Here is an 18,274-nt window from a genome sequence, read left to right on the forward strand (position 1 = left end):
TTTTTCAACACAATCTATCGTAAAGGCAACGCTCTTATGCTATGAAAAAGTTTATTGTAACGACTTATATACAGAAATCATAGATTTAAAATTGTTAAGGAAAGATGATGCGTCGTCCTATTTTTATTATTATTGGCTTGATTGTTGTCGTATTTGCCATTGTTATCGTTCTTTTTGGGCTAAGGGGTCCTGAAATGCCGATTCAAGAAATACATAAAGTAATTCCTTTAAGCAAATTGCAACAGCAATCATCAGCACCAGCTCTGCCATCGATTCCATCAATGCCTGCTGCTGGTAATCCTGTTGGCCAACAACCAGCTGTGAATCCCTCTCAACCTATTCCTGCAATGCCACAACCTAATGCCACACCTGCGGCAACACCTAACACTAGTGGTCAGCCTGCGATGAATATGCCAACACCTCCCGCACAGCAACAAGCTGTTGTTCCAAATGCTGCAACAGGAAATACGACGGTAATGCCTCAACAAACACCTCAATCAACAGTACCTTTGATTATTCCCCAACAAGGCGCTGGAACTGAGAGTACAGTTGGTCAACAGCCTGTAAATCCACCTCAAGCCATTCCTGCGATGCCACAGCCAGCCAGCGCTCCTGGAAATGCAATAGGGGTTCCTGCACAACGTTAAAATAGTTTAACTAATAATGAATAATACGTATCTCGAATCTTTTCTTGAAATGCTGGCTGCAGAGCGTGGTGCTAGTAAACATACGTTACAAGCTTATCAAGCGGATATAGAGGATTTTCTGAGTTATCTTATGACTCAGAATGATAAACAGCCTCTAGAATCCGCTTCGAAAGAAGTTATTCAGGACTATTTTCAGTGGATGGGTAAAGAGGGTAAATCTGCGCGAACAGCAGCGAGACGATTATCCTGTTTGCGCCAATTTTATCTTTTTTTAGTCAAGGAAGGGATTAGAAGTGATAATCCAACGTATTTATTGCAAAATCCTTACTTACCTAAGACTTTGCCAAAATATTTAACTGAACTTGAAATTGGTCTTTTATTGGATGCTTGTGTTCTTTTAGAGGATTATCGTCGTGGCTTGGTGGCGCGGGCAGCTTTAGAAATTCTTTATAGTTCAGGCTTGCGAATCTCAGAATTATTAAAGATTAAAAAAGATCAAATTCAGTCCGACACTAAAATCTTACGAATCTATGGGAAAGGGGGCAAAGAGCGGTTGATTCCTATTTCTGATTCGGCAGTGGAGGCTGCTATTGATTTAAAGAGAAATGATCACCATTTACAAAGTATGTTTTTATTCCCTGGTCGCGACTCATCAAAAAATTTAACACGACAAGGATTTGACAAAATTCTTTATCAAGTGGCATTGAAAGCGGATTTGGATCCAGATCGTATTTCACCCCATGTCTTGCGCCATTCTTTTGCAAGTCATCTACTCGCTCATGGTGCCGATCTCAGATCTTTGCAAATGATGTTGGGACATGCTGATATTTCTACAACACAAATTTATACGCATGTTCAGACTGAACAACTACAAAAAACGGTGCGTAATCACCATCCTTTAGCTAAAGTAAGAGATAAAACGTAAAGATTGAAAATCTGTGCTAAGATAAAATGATAGATTTTCAGGCGAATAGACTATAGAATTTTATTTATTTATGGTATTTCCGGATAATTATGCGTCAATTTTTAGATTTTGAAAAATCAGTTGCTGAACTTGAAACGAAGATTTTTGAGTTACAGCACGTTGAACAATCCTCTGATGATATGAATATCTCCGAGGAGTTAAAGCAACTTGTCGAGAAAGCAGATAAGCAACTTATTGCTCTATATGCCAAACTGACCCCCTGGCAAAAGGTTCAAGTGGCTCGTCATGCACAACGTCCACATGCGTTGGATTATGTCAATGCGTTTATTGAGGATTTCACAGCGTTAGCTGGGGATCGATTATTTGGAGAAGACCACGCAATTATTGGCGGAATTGGTCGTTTTAATGGTCAAACCGTTGTTGTGATTGGTATTGAGCGTGGCTCTGATTTAGATACACGGTTGGAACATAATTTCGGGATGGCTAGACCCGAAGGGTATCGTAAAGCACAACGTTTGATGCAATTAGCTAGTCAGTTTAATGTGCCGGTGATTACATTGGTTGATACGCCAGGTGCTTGGCCAGGAATCGATGCTGAAGAAAGAGGACAAGCGGAAGCAATCGCAAAGTCTATTCAGACATGCTTGCGTACTACTGTGCCTATTGTTACGGTGATTATCGGTGAAGGTGGCTCTGGTGGTGCGATTGCTTTGGCTACGGCGGATAAAATTTTAATGCTTGAGCATTCGATTTATTCTGTGATTTCTCCAGAGGCTTGCTCTTCAATTTTGTGGCGTGATGCTTCTCAAGCCGCTCAAGCGGCAGGGGCATTATGTTTAACTGCCCAAGATTTGTTAAAGTTTAAATTAATTGATCAAATCATAGAAGAACCAATGGGCGGCGCCCAACGTGATCCCGAAGCTGCCGTTGCGTCTGTGAAGAAAGCTATTCAAGAATCACTCGATGAACTACAAGCAATCCCTGCACAAATTTTACAAGCAAAAAGAAGAGATAAATTCTTGGCGATGGGTCGCCAAGAAGTAGAGTAAATATTAAAGGGGTTCACCTTCTTGAGGTTGATACCCCATACGAATCAATAGTTCATAAACTGCTTTTGCTGCTTGTTCAACAGCTTGTTGATCTTGCCCTTTTGCGACCAGAGCAACACCGTTTTGCTTTTCATTTTTATAGAATGGATATGATCCAATATCTGTTTGTGGAAACTGATTTTGGATATCATTTAAATCAGCAGCAACTTTCCCTTCAGAGGCATGATAGGCATACCAAGTTTTTGAGACGATGGGATTTCCATGACGTAATGTCGGAATGATATTATCCAACATTGCCTGCATAATTTGTGGAACACCAGCCATGACATAGACGTTGCCAATAACATATCCAGGTGCAACAGAAACTGGGTTAGCAATTGGTGTCGCGCCCAAAGGTAAGTGCGCCATTCGTTGACGTGCTTCGTTGAAGTTTTCTTTTCCGATATAGTCTTCTAATAATTTAAAAGTTTCGGGGTGGATCTGGTTAGGGACTCCAAATGCTTCAGCAATACAATCAGAGGTGATATCATCATGAGTCGGGCCAATGCCGCCTGTGGTAAAGACATAATCCACAGCTGCTCTGATTTCATTAACAGTATGAATAATTACTTTTGGATCATCAGGAATAACCCTTGCTTCTTTTAACTTGATCCCTGCAATTGCCAAGTGCCTAGCAATATAGTTAATATTAATATCTTGCGTACGGCCTGACAGTATTTCATTGCCGATTATGATAATTGCAGCTGTGGGATTCATTGATACTTTCCTATGATACGTAAATATGAAATGATCTATAAGGTATATAGAGTTCCCTTGTAGTATAGCGAAGGATTGAGAATGTTACATACAAAATTTTTCGAACCCGTTTGTGTATGGGATGTCAAAGCTTCATTGGGTGAAGGCGTAGTCTGGATCGAAAGTGAACAATGCGTTTATTTTGTAAATATCATAGAAAAGAAGATCTATCGATATCATCCAGAAACACAGGCAAAAACAGTTTGGGATGCACCCAAAAAGCCAGCCTTTATCTTTCCAACAACAGGTTTTGTCTTATTATGTGGTATGGAAGATGGATTATACTGGTTTGATCCAGTTCAAGGCACTTTTACTCAATGGTTTGCCATGAACGAAACACATCCAAATAATCGTTTAAATGATGGATATATCGACTCTTTGGGCAGACTCTGGTTCGGCACAATGGATAACGAAGAGAAAGAACCAAGTGGGTCTCTTTATTTATTAACCTACGACGAAGATGGTAAAATATCTTCTGTGCTACAGGATAAAGACTACGTTGTTACCAATGGTCCAGTCATTATGGAAAATCATTATATCTTGTTTCATAATCATTCCAACGAGCAGGTTATATACAAATTTGATTGGCACGAGTCAGGATCTATTTCTAATAAGACAAGTTTTGCTGTGCTTGAAAATGGATATCCCGATGGGATGGCAAGTGATTCGCAGGATAATCTTTGGGTTTGTCTATATGCGGGCAATCAAATCAATGTTTATTCACAAGATGCAACATTACTTCAAACCATTCCGTTTCCTTGCCCTAATATTACAAAAATTACGTTTGGAGGACAGAATTACCAAACCGCTTATGTAACGACGGCAATAAAGGATATGACGGTTCAAGATAAACAGGAATACCCTTTGGCAGGTGGTTTATTTGCGTTTGACGTATCCGTTCCAGGGAAATCTCAAAATTTATTCAAGATTTCCGAACATGTTTTATTAAAATAATAGGTCTTTGAGTAAAGGAATAAAGGGTTTGTCTGCTTCCATCACTAAATAATGATCCAGTTCTTCGGCAGAAACCCATGCAAGCTGTTGATTTTCTCTAGGTTCTGGTGGGTTATTCCATTTATGACAGACATATAATGGCATCAGCAAATGAAAATCTGCATACTCGAAAGAGGCAAATGTAAAAGGAGCCAAGCAGCTTTGGGAGACGTCGACGTTAATTTCTTCTTTCAATTCTCTTACCAAGGCTGCTTCTGGCGTTTCCCCTGGCTCTATTTTTCCACCAGGGAATTCCCACATGCCAGCCATGGATTTACCCTCTGGCCTGCGAGCCAGCAACAAGCGACCTTCTGTATCGATCAAAGCAGCTGCAACAACCAATAAGATTTTTTTAGGTGTAGAAGAGGAGGGGGGCATAGAAGGGGCTTTCCCAGGGCAGATATCTTCGCGTTGCAGTAAAAAGTAAGAAACAGGTTGCTCCGTCGCCCGTGCAAGGAATTTTTCTTTGCCTTGACCAAAAGGTTGGTAACCGCATTTTTTTAACACAGCGATCGAAGCCATATTATCATCAGCAGCTGTGGCGCGAATGTAATTGATATTTAGATTTGCTAATGCCCATGTGCTAATGCGTTGTAATGTTTTACTGGCAATTTGTTGCCCCCAATATTTATGAGCAATCCAATATCCAATTTTCCCTATTTGATCTTTGCTATCTACGCGAAGACCAATGCAGCCGACAATTTTCTGGATGGTCTCATCGATAATAGTGAAATGATACGATTTTCCTTCTTCAGATTCTTTTGAAACCGAATCGATCCATTGTTCTAAAAGTGATTTAGGATAGGGAAAAGGAACTTGGCTGAGCATTCTGACAACATTCCAATCATTGATTAAAGAATGGATCGAATGAATATCCTCTGCTTCAATAAGTCGCAACGTATAATGATCGATTTTTAATGGAGGAACAGAAACATTATGGATCGTCATTGTGCAAAGCCTTGTTATAAAGATTATATTTTTCGAGCAGCAATGAGGAATTCTACATTGCCTTCTGGGCCAGTTATAGGGCTGGTTTCGATGCCCAAAATATCCCAGTTTTCTAAACTTTCCCACCAAGATCTGATTTCTTGGCATACTTTTTCGTGGATTACAGGATCACGCACCACCCCTTTGGAGCCAACATGCTCTCTGCCAGCCTCAAATTGTGGTTTAATTAATGCTACTGCCCATCCACCTGACTGACACAAAGCAAGTGCGGCTGGTAATACGGTTTTAAGGCTGATAAAGCTGGCATCACAAACAACAACTTGTACTGGATCATGAATGATTTCATCGGTTAAATAGCGTGCATTGCATTTTTCATGCACGATAACTCTCTCATCACTGCGTATTTTCCACGCAAGCTGTCCATGACCCACATCAACGGCATAGACTTTGCTGGCATCATTGGTTAGTAATACATCTGTAAAACCACCTGTTGATGCCCCAACATCGATACAATTCAATCCTTTGGGGGAAAGGTTAAAGGCAGATAGAGCATGATCCAGCTTAATACCGCCTCTGGAAACCCAAGGGTGCGGTTGTTGTTTGACATTTAATTCAGTATCTTCACGAACCATGTCGCCAGCTTTATTAACGCGTTGCTCTTTGCTGAAGACGAGCCCCGCCATAATTAAAGCTTGAGCTTTGGAGCGGCTTTCGACTAAGCCTCTATCAACCAAGAGGACATCAACACGTTTTTTAGCAGCCATCAGATCAAAGCTCTTTTATATGTGAATATGACAAATATACTAATTTTTACGATAGACAACATATTCTGCTAGCGCACGTAAATTGTCAGCGGCGGTGCCAAAAGGTTCTAAATGACGGATAGCTTTGGCAACCAAACGATGTGCTTCTTTTCTGGCATCTTCGATTCCTAATAGTGAAACAAACGTTGATTTTCCAGCAGCATTATCTTTTCCTGCTGTCTTGCCAAGTTCTTCCGCACTAGCAGTCGCATCCAATACATCATCTGCGATTTGGAACGCCGTTCCTAAATCCCTACCATAACTGATAATATGGTTTTTTAAGTCTGGGGTTGCTTTTCCTAAAATGGCACCTGCTTCGGCAGAATAACAAATCAGACGTCCTGTTTTCATCGCATGTAAGTTTAGAACTTCTGGTAGGGTAAGATGACGATTTTCGCCTTCCATATCAATCACTTGACCACCGACCATACCAGTTGAACCGCTTGCTTCAGCCAAAGCTTTTACCAATTGGATACGAATGGTGGCACTTTCGTGCACTTCTTCTATTGCTAATAATTCAAACGCTTTGGTTTGCAACGCATCGCCTGCCAAGATCGCAATCGCTTCACCATATTTGATATGGGTAGATGGTTTTCCACGACGTAAATCATCATCATCCATTGCAGGTAAATCATCATGAATCAAAGAATAAGCATGAAGCATTTCAACAGATGCGCCAACATATAATGATTGAGTCAATGATACATCAAACAGGGATGCTACTTCTGTTACCAGATATCCTCTGAGGCGTTTTCCCCCACCCAGAACAGCATAACGCATTGCATCAATTAAATTGGCTTCTCCACCCTTCATGCGAGGGAATTGTTTGTCCAATGTTGTCTCAAGTTCTTTTGCGCGTTGGGTTAAAGAATCACGAAGAGATTGAGCATTATAGGTTGTAGGGGAAGTCATGAGAGAAAGGACCTTCAAAATTATTCAATAGTTTCAGTATCAAGGCTGTTATCATCTTTTTTTACAATGATTTGAACACGAGCCTCTGCTTCATTCAGTTTTTTTTCACAATAACGGCGTAACTGCGCACCACGTTCATAAGAAACAATGGCTTCTTCCAACTTTTGTTGACCTGTTTCGAGGTTATGAACAATTTTTTCCAGTTCGCTTAAAGCATCCTCGAAAGAAAGAGAGGATAAATCATTGGTCATCGGTATTTTCCAATAGCTCTTTTTAATGTTAAAACAATCTTATTGTTTCTTCAGAAAATGGTTTTCTTGTTTATAAGACGACTTAATACAGTTGTATAGAAAATATTGACGTTATTTTCGTTTTATTAGAAAGGATAATGCCGTTCCTTGATCTGAAAAGGCAATTAATGCATGTCCAGTTTGGCGACAAAATTCTTGAAATTCTTTGATTGTGCTGCGGTCTGTTGCCAGAATACGTAGACTATCGCCTTTTTCTAGGGTTTGTAATGCACGGTTTGCTTTTAAAACAGGCAAAGGGCACAATAATCCTTTAACATCTAAAACGATCTCGCTCATGAAGATATTCCTAAAAAAAGACCTTGTTTCCAAGGTCTTTAATACTATATTTACAACGACTTGTATAGAATTTTCGTATTATTTTAATTCAGAGTGCTTCATTTCGCCTGTTTTACTATATTTATGAGTGAAAATACGAATAATTCCGATAATCGCTAAAATTAGACAGGTAATAATAATTTGGGCACGCGAAGTATCGTTAAAAAGCATTGCAACGATAACGGCTGCTAGGGATAAAACGGTAATCCATGATAAATATGGGAATAACCACATTTGGAAAATAGGAAGCTTATTTACGGTTTGCATTTTCTTGCGAACATTAATCTGAGAAAGACCAATCGCAATATAAACAAACAGAATGATAGATCCCGCACAGCTCAATAAGTAAGAAAATGTATGGCTTGGGGAGATATAAGAGGCAATTGAAATGGCAATACCAATAACGGAAGCTGTAATAATTGCTCTCTTAGGAACCCCGTTGCTAGTAGTATGAATTAACCATCTTGGAGCATCATCATATTCCGCAAGTTCAAATAAGGTTCTAGATGTTGCATAAATTGAAGAATTTAAACACGATAAAATTGCAATCAAAATAGTAAATTCCATAATTTCAGAGGCGTAAGGAATTTTAATCGCTTGTAATGCCATTAAGAATGGAGAGATACCAGGAACGACTTGATCCCAAGGAACGATTGATAAAATAATAGCAATTGAAACAACATAAAAAGCAACAATTCTGAAGATGATTGTTCTGGTTGCATAAGCAACATTCTCAGCAGGTTTATCAGATTCAGCCGCTGCAATGGTGGCAACCTCTGATCCTGTTACGGTAAATAAAACCGTCGGAATAATGGTGAAAATTGCAATAACACCATTAGGGAAAAAACCATGATGTGACCAAATATTACTGACACTGCCTGTTTTAAAGCCAAAAAAATGTGATAAAGCAATGCCACCAATGACAATAAAGGCAGCAATAGCAACAATTTTAATCAATGCGAACCAAAACTCAAATTCACCATACCCACGCACAGAAAATAAATTGGTAAGCATCATGGCAATGACCAATAAAGGCCCTAAGACCATGGTGGCGGCAAAGCTATATTCTGGGGGAATATGCATGTAATGCTGTAACATTTCTCCACCAGCAATTGATTCAGCAGCAATGGCAGAAATCCAAAATAGCCAATATCCCCATCCTAAAACAAAAGTAACATTATGTCCCATTCCTCGGCGAATATGATTTAAGAAGGAGCCGATTTCTGGTCGTTCAATAACCAATTCCCCCAACATTCTCATGACAAAGAAAATCATCAATCCCGTGATAACATAGGATAATAAAACAGCAGGCCCTGTGGCATGAATAGAAGCAGATGCACCAACAAAAAGGCCAGCGCCAATAATCCCCCCCATAGAAATCATGACAACATGACGACGTTCAAGGGTATGGGCAAGTTCACCGTCTTTTAAAGGGGGAGTAGGAACTTGTTCTTTGTGTTTTTTGGGTATCAATGATTCATCCTTTATTATGTTCATGAATGTTATAATTTAAATACAGTGTTGTGTATAATATATCGTGTATCAATTCCTTTTTTATACAAAGACAAATATGTGATATGGGCATATCTGTTGATTAATTCAAAGCATCACATAGGTGCATAAAACATATTAAGGCATTTTTGTGGCTAAAAAATCATGCTTACTTATTTTGATTATTTTTGCAAATAGATAATTTATTATCAGACAGAAATTTATGATTAAAATTTTTAAAATTAATATAAGAATATTACAAAATTTGAGTATGCTTTATGCTGAACAAAGATCACGATCAGTTATATGAAGGCGTGAGATATAATGTTAAATATGAGTAAAGTGAGTATAATAAGCCAATTTAAGATCTGATTGCTCAATTGGCTTTATGAAATAATATACGAATTTAAATTATTTTAGGGCATCTTCTTGTAAATAAACTGGGTAATTCACTAAAAAAAGAAAAATAATCATAAAGTGCCATTGAATCTATCTTACTTAATTCTGGATCATTTTTAAAGCGTGGCGCTGACGTATAGTATTTAACTCTATTTTGTTCTAGAGCAATTGTCATATAAGGGTCTCTTGCAGAAGGATTTTTTCTTCTAAAACCATATAATCTAGCATAATTTTTGTTGATAAATTTTGTCGCAATTGAAGTCATTGCTTGATCAGCAAGAATACATTGATCAAGGGTTGGGCTATTTTTTGGGGTTTCAGCATAGCACTTTTTGACTGCATCTTTAGTGCATTGATACCGTCTATACAATATTTGGCACCAAATTTATTATTGTGTAATAGTTTTTAATAAATTTTTGCTTTTAGTTTGATCCTTATAATAAGTAGATTATTAAAAGTTAAATTATAAGAGATTTTATTTAGATGTGCAAATTTGATGAGACAAAGGAAAAGAACTTTCGTTAAAAACGTGTTTAATAGCAATGATTGAACACGTCTTAAAAGTTTAGCTTATTAGGATATTGATTGATAATTATTTAGTATGTTCCAGGACATCTTTTTGTTAATATATCTGGTAAACTAGCAAAGCCTGGAAAATAGCCGGATAATTCAAAATGATCTAGCTTGCTTAGTGTAGGATCTTTTGTAAAACGTGGTGAGGATAAATAGTATTTTTCTCTTGGATTATGAATTTCTGCACTATAGTATGGATCTATTGTACTTGGGTCTTTTTTAAATGGACCATAAATATTTTCATATTTTATATTTTTACGAACTGCAATAGAAGCCAAAGCTCTATCTGCTACAATACATTTATCAAGCTCTGGGCTAGTATCTGGTGTATTTTTGTAACACTCTTGAACAGCTTCTTTCAGAGCGTTTAGACCTTCTTTACAATAAATTGCACCATATTTGTCTACAGTTTCATTAACTGCCTTTTGTGACATTTTAGGTGCTTCAGCTTTTGCTATCAAAGGGGAGAATGAAATCAGAAGAGTAATGAATAAATAACTATATTTCATCAAAATTATCCTTTTGTTGATTTATAATTAAATATAGACTGTATTGAGTGAAAAATAAACAGTCTATAAATTCCCATCCTACTTTATTCAGGGGCGTTTTCTGATCTCTTAACAGCAACTTTCGGTAAATTCAACGCTAAAGAAAGCTCTTTTAATCGTTCTGGTGTCGTGGGCGCTGGTGCACACATCATTAAATCTTCGCCTTGTTGATTTAATGGGAATAAAATAACTTCACGAATGTTTGGTTCATCCGTTAATAACATTACAATACGATCTACACCAGGAGCCGCACCACCATGAGGAGGTGCTCCATAACGGAATGCGTTCAACATCCCACCAAAGCGTTTTTCAACTTCTTCTTCTGGATAGCCAGCAATTTCAAACGCACGGATCATAATGTCTGGGCGGTGGTTACGAATTGCACCAGAAGAAAGTTCAATTCCATTACAAACAATATCATATTGATATGCATTAATTTCCAAAGGATCTCGATTATTTAATGCTTCTAAACCGCCTTGAGGCATAGAGAATGGATTATGAGAGAAATCGACTAATCCTGTTTCTTCATTTAACTCATACATTGGGAAATCAACAATCCAACAGAAACGAAATGCATTTTGTTCTATTAAATTAAGCTCTGTTGCAATCTTTGTACGGACGGTTCCAGAGAACTTAATCATTTCAAGCCCTTTGCCAGCCACAAAGAAAACAGCATCGCCATTTTGAAGATTACATGCTTTTTTAATTTGCTCACAACGTGCTTCATCAAGATTCTTAGCAATTGGGCCTTTGGCTGCGCCCGTTTCATCAAAAGTAATATAGCCCAGACCACCCATTTTTTCTTCTCTAGCCCAACCATTCAACTTGTCAAAGAAAGAACGCGGTTTGCCACCAGCACCGGGGGCAGGAATGGCACGCACTTCACCACCTTCGGCTGTAATTTTAGCAAATAAGCCAAAGTCAGAACCATCAAAAGCGCTAGTCACATCGGTAATTCTTAATGGATTACGTAAATCAGGTTTGTCACTGCCATACTCTTTCATCGCGGTTTTATAAGGGATGCGTTCAAAAGGGGCAGGGCTAATTTCATGATTTGGTGCAAATTCTCTAAAGATGCCTTCCATCACAGGTTCAAGTGTTTCAAAAACATCTTCTTGTGTAACAAAAGACATTTCAAAATCAAGCTGATAGAATTCACCAGGAGAACGATCCGCACGTGCAGCTTCGTCACGGAAACAAGGAGCGATTTGGAAATAACGATCAAATCCAGCAACCATTGCCAATTGTTTGAATTGCTGTGGTGCTTGAGGAAGAGCATAAAATTTACCAGGATGTAGGCGCGCTGGCACCAAGAAGTCTCTTGCTCCCTCAGGAGAAGAAGCAGTCAGAATAGGCGTTTGAAATTCAGTAAAGCCTTGTGCGATCATACGGTTACGAAGGCTAGAGATAACGTTGGATCGTAAAAGGATATTACGATGAATACGTTCGCGGCGTAGATCAATATAACGATAGGTTAAGCGTAAATCTTCTGGGTAATTTTCATTACCATTAACTTGGAAGGGAAGAACTGCGGCTGAAGATAAAATTTCAATATCTTCAGCTTGGATCTCAATTTCGCCAGTAGGCAGTTTGGGATTTACGGTATCACCTTCACGTGCGACGACTTTACCTGTCACACATAAAACGCTTTCCACTCTGATTTTTTCAACTGTTTCTAATAAAGTGGAATCTGCAGGAATAACTATTTGAGTTACGCCAAAATGATCACGAAGGTCAATGAATAATAACCCGCCATGGTCTCTTTTACTATGTACCCAGCCAGAAAGTTTAACAATTGATCCAACGTCACTTGCCCTGAGGGCAGCACAATTATGGGTACGATAGCGATGCATTATTTTATCCTATTATTAAAAAATCGATATTATAGTTTTATGATATGAAAGGCATGATTACAATAAAAATGCTATATCATTTTATTTAAAGGAATAATTATAAATGAGATCATGAATTCTTTCAAATTCATTCATGACTACTTAGTATATTTTTCTAAATACAGGGCACGTTTGATATTAGGACGAATAAAAAAAATATCTAATACTTGAATACCGATCATATGATTGATATGCATCAGAACTCTGTGTGAGTAATTGCCACGATAAAGTTAAATTTGTTAAGCCGATAATAATGGAATGAGAAACTCTTAAATTGTTATCGATGCCTTGCAATTTATATTTTTTGGTTTCGTGAATGTTAACAAGTCTTGTAATTGGTCATAATCTTCTAGTACACAGTCTAGAGTATATTTATCGAGAACTGTATAAAAGGCTTCAAATGCGTCATAAATAATTGTTTTTATAGTGCAATTTTTTTGAATGATACATTTTCCACATTTAATAGGTTGTTCTGTGTCTTCTGTGTGTCTGACGATGCTGCCCAAGGTAATATCACACGGCGGCTTATTTAATTTAAGCCCTCCACGTCGTCCTCGAACGGTTGAAATAAAGTCTGCTTTTCCAAGATGATGCACCACTTTCATAAGATGGTTTTGCGAAATATCATAACAAGTAGCAATTTCATGGATAGAGCTGAGGCGATCTTGATGAATGCTTAGATAAATCAAGACGCGTAGTGCATAATCTGTATATAAAGAGAGTTGCATAATTTAGGTCTCCACCAACACATAGACATTCTATAATTAATAGTTTCGAAATAGGGTTTAAATATGTTTAATTATTTAAACCCTTTATATTTATATAGTCATTAGTTTGAGCGTTTCCACCAACCAGCACGCGGTGCTGGAGACGGAGCAGCATCATCAATCACAATTGGCTTAATTGCAGTGTCTTGTTGATTTGGTTGTGTTTCTTCTTTTGTTTCTGATTTAGGCGTTTTTGCTTTTTTACTGACTGTTTTTCGAGAAGTAGTTTTTGCTTTTTTAGCATCAGCACTGTCGACAGTAGTATCAGCGGTCGTTTTTGTGGTTGATGTTGCTTTTCTTACTCGAGTTGTTCTTTTTACAGGTTTCTTTTCTGTTTCATCAGTAACAACAGTTAATGCAACAGCATCGGTGCTATCATTGGCGTCTTCTGTTTGACTTACAGCTTTTGCCTTTGGTGCTGCAGCTTTCTTTTTCGCTGTAGTAGAGACCTTTCTAGTTGTCTTACGCGTTGGTTTGGATGGCGTCTTTTCTGTAGCTGCTTCTTTTTCTGTATTTTCCGACACTATTGGTTTTGATGTTGGGATTTCAGAAACAGGAACAGTTTTCTCCTGTATATTATTTTCAACCTTATCTGTAATATCGACAGCGATAAAAGGGGCAGAGCTTGCATCATTATCTGTTTTTAGCGCATTTACAGATGCTGCTGTTTTTGTTTCTGTAATTGGAACAATATTAACAGTAGTTGTAGTTTGATCACGAGGTGCTTCCTGAGTATTATCCTCGTTAGATTGCTGATATTTGTTCCGTTTCCAACGAGGTTGTCGTGGGTAACGATTTGAGCGTTTAGGACGATCTTCACGTTTAGTTGCAAAATATTCGTCTTGATTAACCACGGGATGAAAGCTGATATCAGGCTGCTCATCTTGTTCAGCAATTATAACAGCTGGTGGGTTATCTTGTATAACTTTTTGAACATCTACAGATTCAATAATGTCCTCGGGTTGTTGATCAGGCTTACGTTGCTTATAGTTATTGTAACGAGAACGTCTATTATTATTACGACGTTTTTGTTGATAGTTTTCTCTTTCCTCAGAAGCCTCTTCTCCTTCAGAAAATTCAGATTGGATTGGAATTTCTCTGATGAAGGGACTTTGACTTTCTTGTAATAAGAAATTTGCTTTTTCTTGTTCTACTTCTGGCTCTTGTTCAAGAGCTTCATTAACTTCATGAGAGAAAGAAATCTTTGATTCAGTTAATGTTGCATCGATTTCAAGTATGATTTGAATTTTGTATTTATTTTCGATATCTAATAACCAACTGCGTTTTTGATTCAAAATATAAAACGCAATATCATTAGAAGATGTATGAACTGTTAAAACACCAGGTTTAGATTTGCGAGCTTCTTCGTCAATTTGGCGTAAAATATGCAAACAAGCACTTGGGATGCTGCGAATAATTCCTGTTCCATTGCAATGATGGCAAGGAATAAAAGAAAATTCAGAAATGGAAGGACGTAGCCGTTGGCGCGTCATTTCCAACAAACCAAATGAGGAAATAGAGCCAACTTGGATGCGTGCACGGTCTTTGTGTAAAGCATTTTTAAGACGCTTTTCAACCATATAGTTATGTTTTCTATTTTCCATATCAATAAAGTCAATAACGATCAGCCCAGCTAGGTCACGTAGGCGTAGCTGTCTTACAATTTCTTCAGCAGCCTCTTGATTGGTACGTAACGCTGTTTCTTCCAAATCTTTTTCTTTGATAGAACGCCCAGAATTCACATCAATGGCAACCAAAGCTTCGGTTTGATTGATAACCAGATATCCACCAGATTTTAATTGTACTGTAGGGGATAACATTTGTTCGATCAACTTTTCCACTTTATAATGAGAGAAAAGGGTTTGTTTCTGATCTCTCCATAAATGGAGTTTTCTCATGTTTTGAGGCATCAGAGCACGCATATACTCTCTGGCGATGTTCCAGCCTTCTTCACCATCAATCAAAATTTCGCCAATATCAGAAGTATAAATATCTCTGATTGCACGTTTTAATAAACTTGAATCTTCGTAGATTAAAGAAGGGGCAACTGCTTTCATCGTGCGGTCACGAATTTCATCCCATAAGTGCAAAAGATATTCACCATCTTTTAATGCATCAGGTTTAGGACATTGAGCACCAGCAGTGCGAACAATCATTCCCATATGAGAAGGAATGTTTAATTCAGCAACGATGTCTTTCAGACGCTTTCTTTCGGAAATAGAAGTGATTTTCCTTGAAATCCCACCCCCTCGAAGAGAGTTTGGCATTAACACACAATAGCGACCTGCAAGAGATAAATAAGTTGTTAAAGCAGCGCCTTTATTTCCTCTTTCCTCTTTAACGACTTGGACTAATAATATTTGTCTTTTGTGAATAACTTCTTGGATTTTATAGTTTTTGATAATATTTGCAACAGGCTGACTAATATCATCATCGTCATTAAATGTAGTAGGTTGTTGATCGTCGAAATTTTCATCGTCTAGTTGATTATCATCAAGATCAATTTTATTCAAATCAAGCAGTTTGTTACGGTCTGCGATTGGAATTTGATAATAATCAGGATGAATTTCACTGAAAGCCAAGAAACCATGACGGTTGCCACCATATTCAACAAAAGCAGCCTGCAAGCTAGGCTCAATTCGGATGACTTTAGCTAGGTATATATTACCTTTTAATTGTTTTTTAGTTGAATTTTCAACGTCATAATTTTCAATACAATTCCCATCTAGGGTAACAACACGTGTTTCTTCTTTATAGCTGGCGTCAATCAGCAATTTTTTAGTCATAATAATTTATTACTCCGGCGATTGTGTTTAAACAATCAATAATAATTTCAAAGTAATATTTGCGATGGGAACGTGCATTTCATATTATTTTTTACGACGTAACCATGAAATTTACCTGAAATAGATAAAAAACTTAAAATCTTGTTTAGCAAATTTAGAAAATAATTACACTACTCAAATTAAATTTTGTTTCATATTTATACAAAGTTATTGTTAGCAAAGTTGAACAAATGTTTTAGCTCTTAGATATCATTAAGGATACTCTTTAAATAAGTTGTTATAAATATTCAAAATAATATTGATTTGACATATAGTTTTGCCACTCTACGGTGCAGAGTATTTTCCACTAGAAAACAATATCTCAGAATTATATGACAACGCAAAGTTTTTTTTGTTATTTGCAGACTAATAAAGTTTTTTTATTAAAAAAAGAACTTTTTGAATTCTTCAAAAGAATCGGGCAATATAAGCTAGTGAAGGTTTCAATTGAATTAATTTGGTCAAAAGTGTCAGTAGGAAAATGATCGATAACTTAAAAAACTGTAATGAGATTATAAAAGATTCTATTCCTCAGATTTCAAGACGAATTATATTATCAGCATCTGTGACTTTATTTGTACCATCCGTTGCAATCGCTGTAGATAGGGTTTCGCAAAAGTCGACTATTACAAAACACGTAAAGACCTCAACAAAGCAAACTGTAAAAAGCAAGGCTCCAGCAATTGTTGGACGTGCCAGGCCACATGTACCTGTTATCATATTAGATCCTGGGCATGGAGGAAAAGATCCTGGTGCAGTTGGATATTCTGGAACTTATGAGAAACATGTAGCTTATGCAACAGCGGTAGAACTTTCAAAGCAATTGATGCGAACAGGAAAATACCGCGTTAAATTAACACGAAATTCAGATAAATTTGTTCCGTTAGACGGTCGTGTTGATTTTGCCCAATCAAACAAAGCAAACTTATTTGTTTCAATGCATGCAGATGCCTTGAATAACCATTCAATCAGAGGGGCCAGCGTCTATACATTATCTAACCATGCTTCTGATGCGCAATCTGCTGCACTGGCTTCTGTGGAGAACAATGCTGATAGATATGGAGGCGCGAATGTACATGTCGCGTCACCTGCAGTGCAAAAAATTCTAGCAAGTTTGGTAAAGTTAGAGACTAAGAAAGAGTCCGTTGCAATGGCGCGAAATATTGTAAGCTCTTTTCATTCCCGTGTAAGTTTATTACAAAATCCGAAACGTTATGCTGCTTTTGTAGTGTTAAAATCAATTAATATCCCATCTATATTGGTGGAGATGGGGTTTATGTCTAATCGAGTTGACGAAGAAGCTTTAAAAAGAGCAGCATATAGATCATTGATTGCATCCTCGATGTGTCAAGCTATTGATAGATATTTTGCAATTGGTGGAAGCGTCACGCACTTAACAGGTTAAATAAAAATTTGATTTTATATCAGAAAATGATATATTTCATTTACACAATTTATGATATTTAACCTTTATTTATAAAGTAAATATTTATGTTTTGTTGGATCTTTTTAATTTATTTTCTCTATATAATTTTGGTTTTTTTCAAAAATTATATAGAGATTTTTTTTATTAGTAACCTTGGTTATAATTACCTTGCTTAGGTCTGTTTGGTGTTGTTGCAGCACCTACACCCGCCCCAAGAGCACCACCAGCTAATGCGCCAATAGCAGCACCGCCGCCGCCGCCAGCAAGTGCGCCAATGGCTGCACCGGTGCCGCCACCAATTAATGCGCCTGTGCCGGCACGTCCACCCATACTGTAGCCATTATCACATGCAGTTAAAAAAGATGTTGAAAGAATGACAACAGCCAGACCTGCATAAGTCGATTTTAAAATTTTCTTCATTTTGGTTCTTTTCTCTCTTAAGGTTTAACTCATAAGACAACTACTCTTACAAATCTAATATAACAAAATGGCTTATTTTTGGCAGCTTTTTTTTAAAATTCGTCAATGATTGCGATTCTTTTATAAAATCATAAAGTATGTCGTAAAATACAGGCTTTATAAGAATTGGAATTTATTATTTATACATTAGAGTTGAGGTTTTTTGATGAATTTGAATTTTTTATTAAAATTTGAC

At 37.4% G+C, this 18,274-nt stretch carries 18 protein-coding genes; 5 read left to right on the forward strand and 13 right to left on the reverse strand.

Translation table 11 applies throughout. The features are described 5' to 3' along the window. Positions 1 to 104: 104 nt before the first annotated feature. The 3 genes from PQG54_RS01525 (at position 105) to PQG54_RS01535 (ending at position 2,621) form a co-directional block, all read left to right on the forward strand. Positions 105 to 647 carry a hypothetical protein gene (locus tag PQG54_RS01525; protein WP_271789231.1) on the forward strand — a complete coding sequence of 181 codons (543 nt, stop codon included), beginning with the start codon at positions 105 to 107 and terminating at the stop codon, positions 645 to 647. Positions 648 to 663: 16 nt separating this feature from the next. Continuing rightward, positions 664 to 1,572 (forward strand): tyrosine recombinase, encoded by a 909-nt coding sequence (locus tag PQG54_RS01530; protein ID WP_271789230.1) that lies wholly within the window; start codon positions 664 to 666, stop codon positions 1,570 to 1,572. An 89-nt stretch (positions 1,573 to 1,661) separates the two neighbouring features. After that, a complete protein-coding gene (locus tag PQG54_RS01535) occupies positions 1,662 to 2,621 on the forward strand; it encodes an acetyl-CoA carboxylase carboxyltransferase subunit alpha (RefSeq protein WP_271789229.1) in 960 nt (319 codons plus the stop codon). A gap of 3 nt (positions 2,622 to 2,624) precedes the next feature. Here PQG54_RS01535 and PQG54_RS01540 read toward each other — a convergent pair whose 3' ends face one another. Then, on the reverse strand, positions 2,625 to 3,377 hold the full coding sequence (locus PQG54_RS01540; RefSeq protein WP_271789228.1) for a competence/damage-inducible protein A: 753 nt from the start codon (positions 3,375 to 3,377) through the stop codon (positions 2,625 to 2,627). A gap of 81 nt (positions 3,378 to 3,458) precedes the next feature. Between PQG54_RS01540 and PQG54_RS01545 the strand changes: the two genes are divergently transcribed. Next, complete coding sequence (locus PQG54_RS01545) at positions 3,459 to 4,370, forward strand: SMP-30/gluconolactonase/LRE family protein (RefSeq protein ID WP_271789227.1); 912 nt, start codon at positions 3,459 to 3,461, stop codon at positions 4,368 to 4,370. Here PQG54_RS01545 and PQG54_RS01550 read toward each other — a convergent pair. The 11 genes from PQG54_RS01550 to PQG54_RS01600 form a co-directional block, all read right to left on the reverse strand. Next, positions 4,362 to 5,357 (reverse strand): bifunctional GNAT family N-acetyltransferase/(deoxy)nucleoside triphosphate pyrophosphohydrolase, encoded by a 996-nt coding sequence (locus tag PQG54_RS01550; protein WP_271789226.1) that lies wholly within the window; start codon positions 5,355 to 5,357, stop codon positions 4,362 to 4,364. The two genes, PQG54_RS01545 and PQG54_RS01550, sit on opposite strands and share 9 nt — an antisense overlap. A gap of 23 nt (positions 5,358 to 5,380) precedes the next feature. Further along, positions 5,381 to 6,121 carry a TlyA family RNA methyltransferase gene (locus PQG54_RS01555; protein ID WP_271789225.1) on the reverse strand — a complete coding sequence of 247 codons (741 nt, stop codon included), beginning with the start codon at positions 6,119 to 6,121 and terminating at the stop codon, positions 5,381 to 5,383. 39 nt (positions 6,122 to 6,160) lie between these two features. Further along, positions 6,161 to 7,072 carry a polyprenyl synthetase family protein gene (locus PQG54_RS01560; RefSeq protein ID WP_271789224.1) on the reverse strand — a complete coding sequence of 304 codons (912 nt, stop codon included), beginning with the start codon at positions 7,070 to 7,072 and terminating at the stop codon, positions 6,161 to 6,163. A gap of 20 nt (positions 7,073 to 7,092) precedes the next feature. Next, positions 7,093 to 7,323 carry an exodeoxyribonuclease VII small subunit gene (locus PQG54_RS01565; protein ID WP_271789223.1) on the reverse strand — a complete coding sequence of 77 codons (231 nt, stop codon included), beginning with the start codon at positions 7,321 to 7,323 and terminating at the stop codon, positions 7,093 to 7,095. 111 nt (positions 7,324 to 7,434) lie between these two features. Further along, positions 7,435 to 7,659 carry a sulfurtransferase TusA family protein gene (locus PQG54_RS01570; protein ID WP_271789222.1) on the reverse strand — a complete coding sequence of 75 codons (225 nt, stop codon included), beginning with the start codon at positions 7,657 to 7,659 and terminating at the stop codon, positions 7,435 to 7,437. A 78-nt stretch (positions 7,660 to 7,737) separates the two neighbouring features. After that, positions 7,738 to 9,171 (reverse strand): amino acid permease, encoded by a 1,434-nt coding sequence (locus PQG54_RS01575; protein WP_271789221.1) that lies wholly within the window; start codon positions 9,169 to 9,171, stop codon positions 7,738 to 7,740. Between the two features lie 424 nt (positions 9,172 to 9,595). Further along, positions 9,596 to 9,958, reverse strand: a complete 363-nt coding sequence (locus tag PQG54_RS01580; RefSeq protein WP_271789220.1) for a hypothetical protein — start codon at positions 9,956 to 9,958, stop codon at positions 9,596 to 9,598. 226 nt (positions 9,959 to 10,184) lie between these two features. Continuing rightward, positions 10,185 to 10,670 carry a hypothetical protein gene (locus tag PQG54_RS01585; protein WP_271789219.1) on the reverse strand — a complete coding sequence of 162 codons (486 nt, stop codon included), beginning with the start codon at positions 10,668 to 10,670 and terminating at the stop codon, positions 10,185 to 10,187. Between the two features lie 83 nt (positions 10,671 to 10,753). Further along, positions 10,754 to 12,562 (reverse strand): aspartate--tRNA ligase, encoded by a 1,809-nt coding sequence (gene aspS / locus PQG54_RS01590; protein ID WP_271789218.1) that lies wholly within the window; start codon positions 12,560 to 12,562, stop codon positions 10,754 to 10,756. Between the two features lie 308 nt (positions 12,563 to 12,870). Continuing rightward, entirely contained in the window at positions 12,871 to 13,329 is a 459-nt protein-coding gene (locus tag PQG54_RS01595; RefSeq protein WP_271789217.1) for an RrF2 family transcriptional regulator, read from the reverse strand. 101 nt (positions 13,330 to 13,430) lie between these two features. After that, positions 13,431 to 16,154: an Rne/Rng family ribonuclease gene (locus tag PQG54_RS01600; protein ID WP_271789216.1), complete on the reverse strand. Its 2,724-nt coding sequence runs from the start codon at positions 16,152 to 16,154 to the stop codon at positions 13,431 to 13,433. 520 nt (positions 16,155 to 16,674) lie between these two features. Here PQG54_RS01600 and PQG54_RS01605 point away from each other — a divergent pair. Next, the gene (locus PQG54_RS01605) at positions 16,675 to 17,598 is read left to right on the forward strand and encodes an N-acetylmuramoyl-L-alanine amidase family protein (protein ID WP_271789215.1); all 924 of its coding nucleotides are present in this window, start codon (positions 16,675 to 16,677) and stop codon (positions 17,596 to 17,598) included. A 165-nt stretch (positions 17,599 to 17,763) separates the two neighbouring features. Here PQG54_RS01605 and PQG54_RS01610 read toward each other — a convergent pair whose 3' ends face one another. Next, the gene (locus tag PQG54_RS01610) at positions 17,764 to 18,039 is read right to left on the reverse strand and encodes a hypothetical protein (protein ID WP_271789214.1); all 276 of its coding nucleotides are present in this window, start codon (positions 18,037 to 18,039) and stop codon (positions 17,764 to 17,766) included. Positions 18,040 to 18,274: the final 235 nt, after the last annotated feature.

Source organism: Commensalibacter communis, assembly GCF_947179015.1.
Lineage (GTDB): Bacteria > Pseudomonadota > Alphaproteobacteria > Acetobacterales > Acetobacteraceae > Commensalibacter > Commensalibacter communis.

Bases quoted from the DNA above. Each gene is read 5' to 3' on its own strand.
- PQG54_RS01525 (WP_271789231.1), top strand. From the start codon at position 105: ATGATGCGTCGTCCTATTTTTATTATTATTGGCTTGATTGTTGTCGTA.
- PQG54_RS01530 (WP_271789230.1), top strand. From the start codon at position 664: ATGAATAATACGTATCTCGAATCTTTTCTTGAAATGCTGGCTGCAGAG.
- PQG54_RS01535 (WP_271789229.1), top strand. From the start codon at position 1,662: ATGCGTCAATTTTTAGATTTTGAAAAATCAGTTGCTGAACTTGAAACG.
- PQG54_RS01540 (WP_271789228.1), bottom strand. From the start codon at position 3,377: ATGAATCCCACAGCTGCAATTATCATAATCGGCAATGAAATACTGTCA.
- PQG54_RS01545 (WP_271789227.1), top strand. From the start codon at position 3,459: ATGTTACATACAAAATTTTTCGAACCCGTTTGTGTATGGGATGTCAAA.
- PQG54_RS01550 (WP_271789226.1), bottom strand. From the start codon at position 5,357: ATGACGATCCATAATGTTTCTGTTCCTCCATTAAAAATCGATCATTAT.
- PQG54_RS01555 (WP_271789225.1), bottom strand. From the start codon at position 6,121: ATGGCTGCTAAAAAACGTGTTGATGTCCTCTTGGTTGATAGAGGCTTA.
- PQG54_RS01560 (WP_271789224.1), bottom strand. From the start codon at position 7,072: ATGACTTCCCCTACAACCTATAATGCTCAATCTCTTCGTGATTCTTTA.
- PQG54_RS01565 (WP_271789223.1), bottom strand. From the start codon at position 7,323: ATGACCAATGATTTATCCTCTCTTTCTTTCGAGGATGCTTTAAGCGAA.
- PQG54_RS01570 (WP_271789222.1), bottom strand. From the start codon at position 7,659: ATGAGCGAGATCGTTTTAGATGTTAAAGGATTATTGTGCCCTTTGCCT.
- PQG54_RS01585 (WP_271789219.1), bottom strand. From the start codon at position 10,670: ATGAAATATAGTTATTTATTCATTACTCTTCTGATTTCATTCTCCCCT.
- aspS (WP_271789218.1), bottom strand. From the start codon at position 12,562: ATGCATCGCTATCGTACCCATAATTGTGCTGCCCTCAGGGCAAGTGAC.
- PQG54_RS01595 (WP_271789217.1), bottom strand. From the start codon at position 13,329: ATGCAACTCTCTTTATATACAGATTATGCACTACGCGTCTTGATTTAT.
- PQG54_RS01600 (WP_271789216.1), bottom strand. From the start codon at position 16,154: ATGACTAAAAAATTGCTGATTGACGCCAGCTATAAAGAAGAAACACGT.
- PQG54_RS01605 (WP_271789215.1), top strand. From the start codon at position 16,675: ATGATCGATAACTTAAAAAACTGTAATGAGATTATAAAAGATTCTATT.
- PQG54_RS01610 (WP_271789214.1), bottom strand. From the start codon at position 18,039: ATGAAGAAAATTTTAAAATCGACTTATGCAGGTCTGGCTGTTGTCATT.